This window comes from Nocardioides ungokensis (assembly GCF_013466985.1).
In the GTDB taxonomy this organism is placed as follows: domain Bacteria; phylum Actinomycetota; class Actinomycetes; order Propionibacteriales; family Nocardioidaceae; genus Nocardioides; species Nocardioides ungokensis.
Genome location: NZ_CP059164.1, coordinates 2,818,995 through 2,833,306, shown reverse-complemented (window position 1 = coordinate 2,833,306; position 14,312 = coordinate 2,818,995). Strand labels below are relative to the sequence as shown.

The window sequence follows — 14,312 nt, the reverse complement described above, 5'->3', positions numbered from 1 at the left end:
CCCATCATGACGCGACGGGACCCGGGAAAGGTTCGGTGGGTGAGCGGGCCGACTGCGGGTCAGTCGCCGAGGATGCGGCGCAGGTGCGCGTTGCCGAAGACCCGGTCCGGGTCGAGCCGGTCACGCATTGCGAGGAAGTCACCGAACCGGGGGTAGGCGGGCGCCAGGTCGGCGGCGGTCCTGGTGTGGACCTTGCCCCAGTGCGGCCGGCCGTCGTGGGCACGCATGATCGCCTCGATGCCGGTGAAGTACGACGTGTGGTCGGCGTCGCGGTGGGTGTGGAAGGCCAGGTAGAACGAGTCCCGGCCGCCGGCCGTGGAGAGCGGGATGTCGTCGGCCGGGGCGACCCGGATCTCGACCGGGAAGCTGATCCGCCAGTCCGAGCCCTCGACCGCCCGGCGCGCCTCCCTGAGCGCGGAGAGGCCGGCTTCGCGCGGCACGGCGTACTCCATCTCGCGGAAGACCACGTCGCGGCGGGCCGTGAAGACCCGGTGCGCCACGTCGCTGTAGGTCCGGGCCGACAGGGCCCGCGCCGAGAGCTGGTTCATCCGCGGGATCGCGGAGGGGACCCGGTTGGCGCCGGCGGTGAGCGCGCCGAAGAACGTGTTGGAGAGGAAGTCGTCGTCGAGCCAGGAGCGCCAGCGGGGGAGCGGCTCGGCCTCGGAGAGGTCCGCGTCGAGGCGGACGTTGCGCTTGGTGAGCATCCGGTCGGTGTGGGGGAACCAGTACATGTCCACGTGGTGGCTCTCCGCGACCATCTGGTCGAAGGAGCCCAGCGCCTCGTCCCACGACATCGGCTGCTCGGTCGCCTCGAGCAGGAAGAGCGGCTCCACGCGGAACGTGACGGTGGTCAGGACGCCCAGGGCGCCGAGACCGATCCGGGCGACGTCGAGCACGTCGGCGTTCTCCTCCGGCGTCGCACGGAGCACCTCGCCGGTGCCGGTGACGAGCTCGAGGCCGGCGACCTGGGCGGCGAGCCCGGCCGCGACCCCTCCGGTGCCGTGCGTGCCGGTCGAGATGGCGCCGGCCAGGGTCTGCTCGGCGATGTCGCCCATGTTGTGCAGGCTCAGGCCCAGCCGCTCCAGGTCGGCGTTGAGCGCCTTGAGCGGCGTGCCGGCCAGCGCCGTGACGGTCATCGCGTCCCGGTCGACGGCGACGATCCCGCTCATCCGCTGGGGGCGGAGCATGGTGCCCTCGGGCGCGGAGATGGCGGTGAAGCTGTGGCCGGTGCCGACCATCTTCACGGTGCTGCCGTCGGCCCGGGCCTTCTCGATCGCGTCGACCACCTCGGCCGTGCTCCCGGGCTCCTCGACGCGCACGGGCGTCGCCGACTCCAGGCCCGACCAGTTCCGCCACTGCTCCACGCGGCCGAGCCTAGCCACACCGCGCCCCGGGAGTCCCGCCTCGCGACGGCGCGTTCAGTCACCACCCGGCTCGACCGGCACCAGGTAGGCGGTGCGGACCTGGAAAGGCGCCTCGCCGGGGCAGGCGATCAGGGCCACGTCCATCCGCACGATCCATCTCCGGAAGTGGCACGAGGCCATCTGGTAGACCACGCGGTCCCCGGGCTGGAGCTGGGCGAGCGGCTGCGTCATCAGGGCGTGCTGCACCTCCTGCGCCGGCGGCGAGGAGGACGCGGCGGTCGACGGTGACTTCCGCGTGGACGGCGCCTTCGTCGCGGTCGGGCTCGAGCCGCCGCGGTCGGCCACCCGCGACGGCCGGGTCGACGGATCCGAGGATCCCCGGTCCAGCGCGACGGCCACGGCCGCGGTGACCACGACGCCCAGGACGAACGCCGCCACCAGCCACAGCCGGGGGTCGACACCACCCCGCCCGGAGGCGTGCCGGTGCTCAGGGACGGACATGGGGACGTCCAGGACACATGGCGGCCTCCCTTCCGGCCATGTGGGCTTCCCTCGGTCCTACACCCGGCGGGACGGCCTGTCCAAGGGGGCAGTCCCGGTGCAGCGTGGCGCCGGCCGGGCACGTCCCCAGCCTCGGGTAGGGGACCTCCGGTCGGCGGTGGGGCAGCCACGGTTTGGTCGGTCGAAGGGGTGGCCAGTTCACCGCTGTCCGGGGGCGGCCGGGCCGGGCGGTGGGTGAGCCACGGTTTGGTCGGCGGAAGGGGTGGCCAGTTCACCGCTGTCCGGGCGCGCCCCGGTCGGGCTCAGTCGGTGCGCGGCAGCGCCTGGGCGGCCAGGGCCGCGACGGCACCGGCGGCGGCGCAGACGAGGTACGCCGCGGAGGCGCCGTGGGCGTCGATGACCAGGCCGGCCAGGGTGGCGCCGGGTGCCACGCCCGCGACCAGGCCGGTCTGCATGATGGCCATGCCCTCGGTGAGGCGGCCGGGCGGAACCGTGCTCTCGGTGAGGGACAGGGTGGCGATCAGGGTCGGGGCGATGGCGAAGCCACCGATCAGCAGGACCAGCCCCATGAGCGGCACCGACCCCACGAAGTGCAGCGGCACCATCGCGCAGAACATGCCGAAGGCGCCCCACCGGACCCGCACGGACGGGCCGCGCCGCCAGGTGATCGCGCCGGTCAGGATCCCGGCGAGCATGCTGCCCAGCGCCCACAGGGCGAGCAGGCCACCCGCCCAGGCCTGGTGGTGCTGCTCGGTGGCGAAGGCGACCGTGGTCACCTCGGCGGCGCCGAACAGGGTGCCGAGCGCGGCCGACACGACGGCGAGCGGGGCGACGGTGGCCCACGGCATCCTCAGGCGGCGACCCGAGGCGCGGTGGTGCGGGTGGGCGGGCGGCTCGGTGGCGCGCTGGGCACAGAGGAGCAGCGTGCCGGTCGTGCAGGCGAGGACCGCGACCGCGATCCCGGCCACCGGGTCCCAGGCGGTGGCCAGCACCGTCACGATGATCGGTCCGAGCATGAAGACCGCCTCGTCGGCGACGGCCTCGATCGCGTACGCCGTCTGCACGTCGCGCTCCGCGTCCAGCACGTGCGACCAGCGGGCGCGGACGGCCGAGCCGACCTGGGGCAGCACAGCGCCGGCCAGCGCGGCGCAGGCGTACGACGTCGCGACCGGCCACCCGGCCTCGACCGTCCAGACCAGCAGCACCATCGCCAGCGCGAAGCCGATGCTCGTGGCCGCGAGCACCCGGCCCTGGCCGAGGGTGTCCAGCAGCCGGCCCTGGAGGATGGCCAGGCCGGCGTTGGCGATCATGTACGCCGCCGAGACGGCCCCCGCCACGGCGTACGACCCGGTGGCCGCGGAGACGAGCAGCACGATGCCCAGGCCGACCATCGAGATCGGCAGGCGCGCCACCAGGCCGGTGGCGCTGAACCGGAGAGTGCCGGGCTCGGAGAGCACCCGACGGTAGGACGTGAGCATCGCGGTGAGCGTAGGACCGCCGGACGACGCCGTCCCAATTACAGGCGCTCCCTACGATGTCTCCATGCCGTCGCCCTCGCAGCCCGACCAGACCAAGGCCGACACGAGCCCCTACGACGCCCTGCTCCTGGTGTCCTTCGGCGGTCCCGAGAAGCCCGAGGACGTCGTGCCCTTCCTGGAGAACGTCACCCGCGGCCGGGGCATCCCGCGCGAGCGCCTCGAGGAGGTGGGCCAGCACTACTACCTCTTCGGGGGCCGGTCACCGATCAACGACCAGAACCGCGAGTTCCTCGACCGGCTCCGCGAGGACCTGTCCGGCGCGGGCATCGACCTGCCCGTCTACTGGGGCAACCGCAACTGGGACCCCTACCTGCGCGACACCCTCGAGCAGATGGCCGCCGACGGGATCACCCGGGCCGCTTGCTTCATGACCAGCGCCTACTCGTCGTACTCCTCGTGCCGGCAGTACCGCGAGAACCTCGCCGACGCCGTGGCTGAGGTCGAGGACGCGCCCGTCCTGGACAAGCTGCGCCACTACTTCAACCACCCGGGCTTCGTGGAGGCCGTCGTGGACGCCACGCTCGCCGCGCTGGCCGAGCTGCCGGTGGCGGCCCGGGAGGGCGCGCACCTGGCCTTCGTGACGCACTCGATCCCCACCGCGATGAACGACGGCAGCGGCCCGGACGGCGGCGCGTACGTCACCCAGCACCGCAGCGTCGCGCAGGAGGTCGTCGACCGGGTCCGGGAGGAGACCGGCCGTCGACACGCCCACGAGCTGGTCTTCTGCTCGCGCTCCGGCGCGCCGCACGTCCCGTGGCTCGAGCCGGACGTCAACGACCACCTGCGCTCCCTGCACGCCCACGGCGTCCCCGGCGTGGTGATGGTGCCCGTGGGGTTCGTCTCGGACCACATGGAGGTCATCTACGACCTCGACACCGAGGCGATGGCCACCGCCGAGGAGCTCGGGCTGCCCGCGCGCCGGGCCGCAACCGCAGGCGTCGACCCCCGCTTCGTCGCCGCCGTCCGCGACCTGCTCCTCGAGCGGGCCGCCGTCGAGCGCGGCGACGACCGGGAGCGGGCCGCGGTCGGGAGCCTGGACGCCCTGTGGGACCGCTGCCCGGTCGGCTGCTGCCCCAACCCCCGGGGTGACCGTCCCGCCCTGTGCGGGGCCGAGGGGTGAGGGAGCCCGACGGCCGGATCGACGGTCGGGAGCTCGCCGACCTCGCCCTGGAGACCGCCCGGGCCGCCGCTGCCCTGGTCCGCGACCGGGCGACCCGCGAGGTGACCGTCGCCGACACCAAGTCCAGCTCGGTGGACGTGGTCACCGAGGCCGACCGCGCGTCCGAGGAGCTGGTCCGCCGGCTGCTGCGCGAGCGCCGGCCCGACGACGGCTTCCTCGGCGAGGAGGAGAGCGAGGAGGCCGGGACCTCCGGGGTGCGCTGGGTGATCGACCCCATCGACGGCACCGTCAACTTCCTCTACGGGCTGCCGCAGTACGCCGTCTCGATCGCGGCCGAGTGGCGGGGCGAGGTCGTGGCCGGTGTGGTCGTCAACGCCGCCACCGGGGTGGAGTACGTCGCCCACGTCTCCCCGGACGGGACGGCGGAGGCCACTCGCGACGGACGTCCGATCGGCGTGCGAGGCCCCGCGCCACTCTCGCAGCGCCTGGTCGCCACCGGGTTCAGCTATGACGCGTCGCTGCGGGAGCTGCAGGCCCGGGCCCTGGTACGGCTGCTGCCGCGGGTCCGTGACATCCGGCGCCTGGGGTCCTGTGCGCTCGACCTCTGCCACGTCGCCGAGGGGTCGGTCGACGCCTACGTGGAGGAGGGTGTGAACCTCTGGGACCACGCGGCCGGGGCACTCGTGGCGAGGGCGGCGGGGGCGCGCACCGAGCTCACCCGGGGAGTCGGCGGCCGGGATCTGCTCGTGTGCGCACCGTCACACGGGTTCGACGAGTTCCGCGATGCGGTTCAGCAGGCGGGATATGCGGCCCGGAAGCCCCCAGAAATCGGGGAATAGGGCTCCGTCACCCGATGTTCATGCGACACGTCGTGGGACGGTGTGCGCGTCCGGTTGCGGATGGTGCACAATCTGGCGCCGACGGCGGGGAAGAGACAACGTGTTTGGGTCATCTGCGTGGGGTAGTTGACCCAGGGGAGTGGAGTGAGCATGGCCACCGATTACGACGCACCGCGCAAGAACGAGGACGAGCAGTCCGAGGAGAGCATCGAAGAGCTCAAGGCGCGGCGTCACGACAAGAACTCCGGGAAGGTCGACGAGGACGAGGCCGAGGCCGCGGAGTCGTTCGAGCTGCCCGGAGCCGACCTGTCGCACGAGGAGCTCGCGGTCGAGGTGAAGCCCAAGCAGGAGGACGAGTTCACCTGCATGAGCTGCTTCCTCGTGCATCACCGCTCGCAGCTCGCCGACAGCAAGAAGATGATCTGCAAGGACTGCGCCTGAGCGCAGCGAAGGCGCAAGAAGCCGACTCGGCGCTCGCCCCGCGACTCGCAAGACGAGCGAAGGCCGCAACCCGAGAGGGTTGCGGCCTTCTGCGTACCTGAGCGACCTGCCAGGACCTCAGCTCTGGGCGGCGGGTGCCTTGTCGGCGTCCTGGTCGTCCTTCTGCAGGTCGGGCGGGAGGTGCCCGGTCGAGCGCGCGTAGTAGTTGGCCGCCTTGCGTGTCGCGAGCATCCGGGCGATGCCGATCGCGGTGCCGCTGACGGTCGCCCACGCGATCGCCTCCCACAGGTCCACGTCGGGATCCGCGGGGTTGGCCGGCGGGTTCTTGCCCGTGGCCGCCTTCCAGGAGGTGTTCAGAGTCTTCTTCGCGACGGCGGCGGCGCCGAGCGCCGCTGCGAGGGAGAAGAGCGACCAGACCTTCGAACCAGATGCCATGCCCCGACCTTACCCAGACCGGCGGTTGCCCATTCGGCGGCTCATTCAGCGGCGGCGAGCGCGTGCAGCGCCCGGGCGAGCTCCTCGGGGTGCCGGGTGCTGACCAGCCAGTACGGCGTGGGGTCGCGCGGGTCGGCGATCTGCACCCGTACCGCCCGCTTGAGGTAGGGGCGCAGCAGCAGGTAGGCGCGGGCGTCGGCCTCGCGACCCGCCGTACGCCGCGTCTCCTCCGGGTCCAGCGCGGTGGCGACGCCGAGGTGCTCGGCCTCGATCCGGGCGCGACCGGCCCGGAAGACCCCGTCGTGCACGCTCAGCCGCGCGGAGCCGTAGGACAGCAGCCCGAGCGCCATCAGCGCCAGCGCCGCACCGGACACGCCCCAGGCGACGGCTGCGGGCAGCGCGACGACGACCGCCAGCCACAGGCTGGCGATCAGCATCGTGCCCTGCACCCACCAGCGCAGCGGCACGCCCAGCCGCTCCTGATACTCCACGGGGAGAACACTTTCACGCCGGAGTAGGGTCACCCGCCGTGACCCCCGGAGTGGAACCCCGCGATGACGTGTCCGTCACCCTGGCGACAGGCAGGGCGGCCGACATGCCGGCCGACCTGTCCGTCGAGGTGGTCCGGCTCGACGCCGAACTGCCGCTGCCGTCGTACGCCCATCCCGGCGACGCCGGGGCGGACCTGCTGACCACGGTCGACGTGACCCTGGCGCCGGGGGAGCGTGCGATGGTGCCGACGGGGGTGGCGATCGCCCTGCCGGTCGGCTACGTCGCTTTCGTGCACCCCCGCTCGGGGCTCGCCGCGCGCCACGGGCTGTCCATCGTGAACACGCCGGGCACCGTCGACGCGGGCTACCGCGGCGAGATCAAGGTGATGCTGATCAACCACGACCCGCAGGCTCCGATCGAGCTGCGCCGCGGCGACCGGATCGCCCAGCTCGTCGTCCAGCGGGTGGAGCGGGCGCTGTTCGTGGAGGTCGGGGAACTCCCCGACTCGGCGCGGGGCGCCGCGGGATACGGTTCTACCGGAGGCTTCGGTCGGTCCTGACCGAGCCCGGATCGAGGAGTGTCAGTGAAGTTCCGTCGCAAGTCCGCCGAGACCGACACCGCCAACGAGGTGCTGCTCGACGATGCGGTCGACCCCGCCGCCCCGGTGGAGGGTCCCTTCGACGTCGACGACCTCCCTGCGGACGACGTGGAGCGCCTCGACCTCGGCTCCCTGCTCATCGAGCCGGAGGAGGGCCGGGAGCTGCGGCTCCAGGTGGACGAGTCCACCGGTGAGGTGCAGGCCGTGATCCTGGCCGGCGAGGACGGTGCGGTGGAGCTCCGGGCGTTTGCGGCCCCTCGCGGCGGTGACCTCTGGGGCACGGTCCGTCCCCAGATCGCCGCCGACATGGCGCAGCACGGTGGCGTCGCCAGCGAGCGCGAGGGCCGGTTCGGGCCCGAGCTGGTCTGCCAGCTGACCGTGCAGCTCGAGGACGGCACCACGGCGACCCAGCCCTCCCGCATCATCGGCATCAACGGTCCGCGCTGGATGCTGCGCGCGACCCTGCTCGGCCGGCCCGCCGTCGAGGTCGACGACGCCGGCGCGTGGGAGGACTCGATCACCCGGGTGGCGGTGCGCCGCGGCACGGGCGCGATGCCGGTCGGTGACGTGCTCCCGGTCGTGCTGCCCGAGAACGCGCGTCGGCTCGATCCGCCCACCGCCTAGGCTCGAGACATGCCTGAGAAGAGCCGCTTGCGACGCAGCATCAGCAAGTGGGCGAACACCGAGGACCAGCACGCCCGGGACCTGCGGAAGACCTACGCGCACTCCGGTGTGCTCCGGATCGAGGACGCCCCGGACCGGGAGCGGGTCCGGCTGCGCGGCACCCTGCGCACCGTGACGCTGCGCCCGCGCGGCGGCGTGCCCGCGCTCGAGGCGGAGCTCTTCGACGGTTCCGGCGTCATCACGGTGGTCTGGCTGGGCCGGCGCCGGATCGCCGGGATCTCGCCCGGCCGCTCGATGGAGATCCAGGGCCGCATCGGCCAGCACGACGGCCAGCGCATCATGTACAACCCACGATACGAGCTCATCCCGTGACCGATCCGCATCCCGATCCCGAGCCGGCCCCCGAGCACGGCGAGGGCCATGTCCGCCCGGCCACCCTCGACACGGTCGAGGCCGTGGTCCGGGCGCAGCTGAGCAAGGCCCTCGGCGGCCGGCGCGGCATGCTCGAGGCGGCCGCGCCCACCCTGCTCTTCACGCTGATGTTCCTGACGACCAAGGAGCTGAGGCTGGCGCTGGCTGTCAGCGTGACCGCAGCGGTCGCCCTGCTCGTCGTACGCCTCGTCCAGCGCTCGACGGTGCAGTTCGTGGTCAACGCCCTCGTCGGCATCGGCATCGGGTGGTTCTTCGTGACGCTGTCGGCACGCAACGGCGGCGACGCCAACGACCAGGCGCTCGCCTACTTCCTGCCGGGGATCCTCTACAACGCCGCTTACACGGCCGTGCTGTCGCTGACCTGCCTGGTCCGGTGGCCGCTGGTCGGCTTCATGGTGGGCAGCGTGACCGGCGACCCGACCGCCTGGCACAAGGACCGCCAGGTCGTCCGGCTCTGCACCCAGCTGACCTGGCTGCTGGTGCTGCCGTGCCTGCTGCGCGTGGTCGTGCAGGCGCCGCTGTGGCTGGGCGGGCACTCGGGGACCCTGGACGCCGACACCGCCGTCGCGGCCCTGGGCGTGCTCAAGATCGCCATGGGCTGGCCGCTGCAGCTGCTCGCGCTCGCCGGGATGGTCTGGCTGCTGTCGCGCAACCGGACCCCGGTCGCGGCCTGAGCCCGGCTCAGCCCGGGTGGCCGGTGGGGGCGAGCAGGTGCTCGAGCTTGTCCTCCACGTCGGCCGACACGACGAACAGCAGCTCGTCGCCCGACTCGACGGGCTGCTCGAGGTCGGGCACGTAGACCTGGCCGTCGCGCAGGATCGTCACCAGCGCGCAGTTCTCCGGGAACGGGATCAGCCCCATCGGCTTGCCGACGTACGGCGAGTCGGCCGGCAGGGTGATCTCGACCAGGTTGGCGTTGCCCTGGCGGAAGGTGAACAGGCGGACCAGGTCGCCGACCGTGACGGCCTCCTCGACCAGCGCGGACATGATCCGCGGGGTCGAGACGTTGACGTCGACGCCCCAGGCCTCGGTGAAGAGCCACTCGTTGTTGGGGTGGTTGACCCGGCCGACGGTGCGCGGCACCCCGAACTCGGTCTTGGCCAACAGCGAGGTGACCAGGTTGGCCTTGTCGTCGCCGGTCGCGGCGATGACCACGTCGCAGCGGTCGAGGCGGGCCTCCTCCAGGGAGGACATCTCGCAGCAGTCGGCCAGCAGCCACTCCGCGTCGGGGACGCGCTCGGGCTTGATCGAGCCGGGCTCCTTGTCGATCAGCAGCACCTCGTGGCCGTTGGTGATCAGCTCGCGGGCGATGGAGCGGCCGACGGCCCCGGCTCCGGCGATGGCGACACGCATGGGTTCAGGACTCCTCGGGACCGCGGTCGATGATCGAGTAGGCGTGCGCGGCGTTCTCCTCGCGCATCACCAGGTGCAGGAGGTCGCCCTCCTGGATGACGCTGTCCTTCGTGGGCAGCATCCCCTCGCCGAGCCGGTCGATCCAGGCGATCCGGCTCTGCGACTGCGACTGGAAGTCGACGGTGCGGTGACCCACCCAGTTCTCGGTGATCGGGACCTGGTCGAGCCGGATGGTGCCCGAGGGGTCGCGGAAGTCCGGCTCGGCACCGGCCGGCAGCAGCCGGCGCAGCACCTGGTCGGCGGTCCACTTGACCGTGGCCACCGTGGTGATGCCGAGCCGCTGGTAGACCTCCGCACGCCCCGGGTCGTAGATGCGGGCGACGACCTGCTGGATCCCGAAGGTCTCGCGGGCCACCCGGGCGGCGATGATGTTGGAGTTGTCGCCGCTCGAGACGGCCGCGAACGCGTCGGCGCGCCGGATGCCGGCCTTCTCCAGGACCTCCTGGTCGAAGCCGTAGCCGGTCACCTTGTCGCCGTTGAAGCCTGGCCCGAGCCGCCGGAAGGCGTCGGGCTCGCTGTCGATGACGGAGACGGTGTGGTTGCGGTCCTCGAGACTGCGGGCGAGGGTCGACCCGACGCGGCCGCAGCCCATGATCACGACGTGCACGGGGGAGACGCTACACGCAGAGTCGGGCGCGCGTCGGATGGCGAGGCACGCTCCGAGGCCGGTTGGGTCTAGCCTTTCCGCTCGTGGGTGTCGGCGACGTTTCCAAGCGGATCCTGCTGGGGCGCAAGCTGCGCAGCTCCCAGCTGGGAGAGACGCTCCTGCCCAAGCGCATCGCGCTCCCGGTCTTCGCCAGCGACGCCCTGTCGTCGGTGGCCTACGCACCGGACGAGGTCTTCATCATGCTGTCGCTGGCGGGCGCGTCGGCGTACGTCTGGTCGTGGAAGATCGGCATCGCCGTCGCGCTGGTGATGGCCGCCGTCGTGATGTCCTACCGCCAGACCGTGCACGCCTACCCCAGCGGCGGCGGCGACTACGAGGTCGCCACGGTCAACCTCGGCGCCACCGCGGGCATCACCGTGGCGAGCGCCCTGCTGGTCGACTACGTCCTCACGGTCGCGGTGTCGATCTCCTCCGGCGCGCAGTACGCCGCCGGCGCGATCCCCGCGCTCGTGGGACACGAGGCGAACGTGGCGACAGCCTTCGTGCTCCTGCTGATGGCGATCAACCTGCGCGGCATCCGGGAGTCCGGCACCTTCTTCGCCTTCCCGACCTACGCCTTCATGGTCGCCATCCTCGGCATGTGCGCGTGGGGCATGGTCGAGCTCGCGCTGGGCCGGCTGCCCAGCGTCGAGAGCGCCGACCTCCACATCCAGCCCGCCCCCGGCTACGGCAGCTCGATGACGACGCTGGCGCTGCTCTTCCTGCTGGCGCGGGCCTTCTCCTCCGGCTGTGCGGCGCTCACCGGTGTCGAGGCGATCTCCAACGGTGTGCCGGCCTTCAAGAAGCCCAAGAGCCGGAACGCCGCGACCACGCTGCTGCTGCTCGGCATGATCGCGATCACGATGATGCTCAGCGTCATCACGCTCGCCGACCAGATGGGCCTGAAGTACGTCGACCCCGGGCAGCTCGACCGGCTGACCCTCAACGGGGAGCCGCTGCCCGCCGGCTACGACCAGAACCCGGTGATCGCCCAGATCGCCCGATCCGTGTTCGCCGACTTCTCGCCGGCGTTCTACGCCGTGATCACCGTGACCGGGGTCATCCTGGTGCTGGCGGCGAACACCGCCTTCAACGGCTTCCCGGTGCTGGGGTCGATCCTCGCCAAGGACGGCTACGCCCCGCGCGCACTCGGCTCCCGCGGTGACCGCCTGGCCTACAGCAACGGCATCGTCTTCCTCGCGATCATGGCGATCATCCTGATCCAGGCGTTCAACGCCGAGACGACCAAGCTGATCCAGCTCTACATCGTCGGCGTCTTCGTGTCCTTCAACCTCAGCCAGCTCGGCATGATCCGGCACTGGGGGCGGCACCTGAAGACCGAGCAGGACCCGGCCGTGCGCCGGCACATGTACCGCTCGCGGATGATCAACACCGTCGGGCTCAGCTTCACCGCGGTCGTCCTGGTGATCGTGCTGCTCACCAAGTTCCTCGCCGGCGCCTGGATCACGATCCTGGCGATGATCATCTTCTTCGTGATCATGCGCGGGATCCGGCGGCACTACGACAACGTCAGTGCCGAGCTCGCCGCCGACGAGGAGGACAAGGTCATGCCAACCCGCGTCCACGCCATCGTCCTGGTCGGCAAGCTTCACAAGCCCACCCTCCGGGCGCTGGCCTTCGCCAAGGCGACCCGGCCCAACGTGCTCGAGGGCGTCTACGTCGCCGCCGACCCCGAGGCGACCGCCCGGCTCCTGGAGGAGTGGGACGAGCGCAACCTCGGCGTCCCGCTCAAGGTGCTGCACTCGCCCTACCGCGAGCTGGTCAAGCCGATCGTCGACTACGCGATGGAGATCAAGAAGGCCAACCCGCGCGGGGTGGTGGCGGTCTACATCCCGGAGTACGTCGTCGGCCGCTGGTGGGAGCAGCTGCTCCACAACCAGACCGCGTTGCGCCTCAAGGGCCGGCTGCTCTTCGCGCCGGGCGTGATGGTGACCTCGGTGCCCTACCAGCTGCGCTCGTCGCAGATCGCCCGGGAGCGCGAGGAGCGGGAGCTCGCCCGCGTCCGCCCCGGTGACCTGCGCCGTGGCCAGGTGCGGGACCGGACCAAGCGCGGGCAGATCAACCGGTGAGCCGCGGCCCGCGCCAGCGCAAGGCCCGCGGGGCGTCCCGGGTCGGCCAGCGCTTCGAGGCCGTCGTCGGGCCGGTCGCGCACGGCGGTCACTGCATCGTCCGGCTCCCCGAGCCGGAGTCCCGGGTGGTCTTCACCCGCCACGCGATCCCGGGGGAGCGGGTGGTCCTCGAGATCACCGAGGGGACCGACGGCGACCGCTTCTGGCGCGGGGACGCCGTCGAGGTCCTCGAGCCGTCGCCGGACCGGGTCCCCGCACCCTGCCCGTACGCCGGCCCCGGCCTCTGCGGTGGCTGCGACTTCCAGCACGTCGCGCTGCCCCGCCAGCGGGAGCTCAAGGCGGCGGTCGTCCGCGAGCAGCTGGCCCGGCTCGCGAAGCTCGACGTCCCGGTGGTGGTGGAGCCCGTCGCCGGCGACGAGCACGGGCTGCGCTGGCGCACCCGGGTCACGTACGCCCCGCTGGCCGACAGTGGGACCGATGGCGGGGCCGAGGACGGCCGGCGGGGGATGCGGGTGCACCGCTCCCACCAGGTCATCCCGGTCGACGACTGCCTGATCGCGCGCCGCGACGCCCGCGAACCGTCGGACGACCTCGTCCACGAGACCGTGCTGGGCCGGGAGTTCGTGGTCTCGGGCGACGGCTTCTGGCAGGTGCACCCGGGGGCCCCGCGGGTGCTGGTCGAGACGGTGCTGGACCTGCTGGCCCCGCAGCCTGGTGAGAAGGTGCTGGACCTCTACGCAGGGGTCGGCCTCTTCGCCGCGTTCCTCGCCGAGCGGGTGGGGGAGCAGGGGCGGGTGGTCGCCGTCGAGGGCAGCCGCACCGCCTGCGACCACGCCCGCACCAACCTCCAGGACCTCCGCCACGCGGTGGTCGCGAGCGGCTCCGTCGACCGGGTGCTGGCCGCGTCGTACGACGAGCCGTTCGACCTCGTCGTCCTCGACCCGCCCCGCGAGGGCGCTCGCCGGGCGGTCGTCGAGCAGGTCGTCGACCGCGCGCCACGGTCGGTGGCCTACGTCGCCTGCGACCCCGCCGCGCTGGCCCGCGACGTGGGCTACTTCGCCGAGCACGGCTACCGGCTCACCTCCCTGCGCGGCTTCGACCTCTTCCCGATGACGCACCACGTCGAGTGCGTGGCGCTGCTGGAGCGGGAGGCGTGAGCGGCCCGTCGCTGAAGTACGCCACCATGGAGCGGGAGCGCCGCTGGCTGCTGGACCCCGCCGCTCCGCTGCCGGAGTGCGACGACGTCGTCGACATCGTCGACCGCTACGTCCTCGGCAGCCGGCTCCGGCTGCGCGAGGTGACGGCCGGCGACGGCACGGTCGTTCGCAAGCTGGGTCACAAGGTGCGGCTCGGTGACGGCCCGCGGGAGGTCGCCTGCACGAACTTCTACCTCGATGACGGTGAGTGGGAGCTGCTCGCCGGGCTGCCGTCTCGCGAGTTGCGCAAGCGCCGCCACCGCCTGCGCGTCGGAGGTCAGGTCGTGGCGGTCGACGTGTTCGCCGGTGCAGCAGCAGGGCTGGTCCTGGCGGAGATCGACGGCGCACCTGATCTCTCGCCCGCCGACGCCGGCTTGGAGTCCGTGGCCGAGGTGACCGCCGACGAACGGCTCACCGGGGGAGCCCTGGCCGGGGCCGACCGTGCCGAGGTGCTGGAGGTCCTGGCCGAGCACGGCCTCTGAGGCCGATCCTCGGACCTGCCTTCCCCTGATGGTTCGACATCGTGTATCTTGACGTCAAGACATATCGCCGGGCGCGTCCGTACAGGGGAACCCTGCCTTCC

Annotated in this window: 17 protein-coding genes; 10 read left to right on the top strand and 7 right to left on the bottom strand. The window is 72.3% G+C overall.

The window, feature by feature from the left end; all coding sequences use genetic code 11:
- Nucleotides 1-59 precede the first annotated feature (59 nt).
- The 3 genes from H0S67_RS13995 to H0S67_RS13985 all read right to left on the bottom strand — a co-directional run bounded on the left by H0S67_RS13995 (nt 60) and on the right by H0S67_RS13985 (nt 3,343).
- Nucleotides 60-1,364: a D-arabinono-1,4-lactone oxidase gene (locus H0S67_RS13995; RefSeq protein ID WP_219635274.1), complete on the bottom strand. Its 1,305-nt coding sequence runs from the start codon at nt 1,362-1,364 to the stop codon at nt 60-62.
- A 54-nt stretch (nt 1,365-1,418) separates the two neighbouring features.
- Nucleotides 1,419-1,865 carry a hypothetical protein gene (locus tag H0S67_RS13990; protein WP_180933547.1) on the bottom strand — a complete coding sequence of 149 codons (447 nt, stop codon included), beginning with the start codon at nt 1,863-1,865 and terminating at the stop codon, nt 1,419-1,421.
- 302 nt (nt 1,866-2,167) lie between these two features.
- The gene (locus tag H0S67_RS13985; protein ID WP_180933546.1) at nt 2,168-3,343 is read right to left on the bottom strand and encodes an MFS transporter; all 1,176 of its coding nucleotides are present in this window, start codon (nt 3,341-3,343) and stop codon (nt 2,168-2,170) included.
- A 64-nt stretch (nt 3,344-3,407) separates the two neighbouring features.
- Here H0S67_RS13985 and H0S67_RS13980 point away from each other — a divergent pair, with 64 nt between their 5' ends.
- The 3 genes from H0S67_RS13980 (at nt 3,408) to H0S67_RS13970 (ending at nt 5,803) form a co-directional block, all read left to right on the top strand.
- The gene (locus H0S67_RS13980; RefSeq protein WP_180933545.1) at nt 3,408-4,523 is read left to right on the top strand and encodes a ferrochelatase; all 1,116 of its coding nucleotides are present in this window, start codon (nt 3,408-3,410) and stop codon (nt 4,521-4,523) included.
- Nucleotides 4,520-5,362 (top strand): inositol monophosphatase family protein, encoded by an 843-nt coding sequence (locus tag H0S67_RS13975; protein WP_180933544.1) that lies wholly within the window; start codon nt 4,520-4,522, stop codon nt 5,360-5,362. The genes H0S67_RS13980 and H0S67_RS13975 overlap by 4 nt, the downstream gene beginning before the upstream one ends.
- A gap of 150 nt (nt 5,363-5,512) precedes the next feature.
- Nucleotides 5,513-5,803 (top strand): DUF4193 domain-containing protein, encoded by a 291-nt coding sequence (locus H0S67_RS13970; protein WP_180933543.1) that lies wholly within the window; start codon nt 5,513-5,515, stop codon nt 5,801-5,803.
- Nucleotides 5,804-5,920: 117 nt separating this feature from the next.
- On the opposite strand, the gene H0S67_RS13965 is transcribed toward H0S67_RS13970, so the two are convergent.
- The gene (locus tag H0S67_RS13965) at nt 5,921-6,238 is read right to left on the bottom strand and encodes a DUF4235 domain-containing protein (RefSeq protein WP_180933542.1); all 318 of its coding nucleotides are present in this window, start codon (nt 6,236-6,238) and stop codon (nt 5,921-5,923) included.
- Between the two features lie 41 nt (nt 6,239-6,279).
- A complete protein-coding gene (locus H0S67_RS13960) occupies nt 6,280-6,729 on the bottom strand; it encodes a DUF3093 domain-containing protein (RefSeq protein ID WP_246354739.1) in 450 nt (149 codons plus the stop codon).
- 104 nt (nt 6,730-6,833) lie between these two features.
- Between H0S67_RS13960 and dut the strand changes: the two genes are divergently transcribed.
- Genes dut through H0S67_RS13940 form a run of 4 tightly spaced genes read left to right on the top strand, consistent with a single transcriptional unit; the run spans nt 6,834 to nt 9,058 of the window.
- Nucleotides 6,834-7,289 (top strand): dUTP diphosphatase, encoded by a 456-nt coding sequence (gene dut, locus H0S67_RS13955; RefSeq protein ID WP_180936931.1) that lies wholly within the window; start codon nt 6,834-6,836, stop codon nt 7,287-7,289.
- 24 nt (nt 7,290-7,313) lie between these two features.
- On the top strand, nt 7,314-7,952 hold the full coding sequence (locus tag H0S67_RS13950) for a DUF3710 domain-containing protein (RefSeq protein WP_180933540.1): 639 nt from the start codon (nt 7,314-7,316) through the stop codon (nt 7,950-7,952).
- 9 nt (nt 7,953-7,961) lie between these two features.
- Entirely contained in the window at nt 7,962-8,324 is a 363-nt protein-coding gene (locus H0S67_RS13945; protein WP_180933539.1) for an OB-fold nucleic acid binding domain-containing protein, read from the top strand.
- Nucleotides 8,321-9,058, top strand: a complete 738-nt coding sequence (locus H0S67_RS13940) for a DUF3159 domain-containing protein (RefSeq protein ID WP_246354738.1) — start codon at nt 8,321-8,323, stop codon at nt 9,056-9,058. Before H0S67_RS13945 ends, H0S67_RS13940 begins: the two co-directional genes overlap by 4 nt.
- 7 nt (nt 9,059-9,065) lie before the next feature.
- Here H0S67_RS13940 and H0S67_RS13935 read toward each other — a convergent pair whose 3' ends face one another.
- Both H0S67_RS13935 and H0S67_RS13930 read right to left on the bottom strand, forming a co-directional pair.
- On the bottom strand, nt 9,066-9,737 hold the full coding sequence (locus tag H0S67_RS13935) for a potassium channel family protein (protein WP_180933538.1): 672 nt from the start codon (nt 9,735-9,737) through the stop codon (nt 9,066-9,068).
- 4 nt (nt 9,738-9,741) lie between these two features.
- Nucleotides 9,742-10,389 (bottom strand): potassium channel family protein, encoded by a 648-nt coding sequence (locus H0S67_RS13930; RefSeq protein WP_425489937.1) that lies wholly within the window; start codon nt 10,387-10,389, stop codon nt 9,742-9,744.
- Nucleotides 10,390-10,487: 98 nt separating this feature from the next.
- Here H0S67_RS13930 and H0S67_RS13925 point away from each other — a divergent pair, with 98 nt between their 5' ends.
- The 3 genes from H0S67_RS13925 to H0S67_RS13915 are packed head-to-tail and all read left to right on the top strand — an operon-like array spanning nt 10,488 to nt 14,211.
- Nucleotides 10,488-12,533 (top strand): APC family permease, encoded by a 2,046-nt coding sequence (locus tag H0S67_RS13925; protein ID WP_180933536.1) that lies wholly within the window; start codon nt 10,488-10,490, stop codon nt 12,531-12,533.
- Nucleotides 12,530-13,690, top strand: coding sequence for a class I SAM-dependent RNA methyltransferase (locus H0S67_RS13920; RefSeq protein ID WP_180933535.1), 1,161 nt, complete (start codon nt 12,530-12,532; stop codon nt 13,688-13,690). The genes H0S67_RS13925 and H0S67_RS13920 overlap by 4 nt, the downstream gene beginning before the upstream one ends.
- The gene (locus H0S67_RS13915; RefSeq protein ID WP_180933534.1) at nt 13,687-14,211 is read left to right on the top strand and encodes a hypothetical protein; all 525 of its coding nucleotides are present in this window, start codon (nt 13,687-13,689) and stop codon (nt 14,209-14,211) included. The genes H0S67_RS13920 and H0S67_RS13915 overlap by 4 nt, the downstream gene beginning before the upstream one ends.
- Nucleotides 14,212-14,312 lie beyond the last annotated feature (101 nt).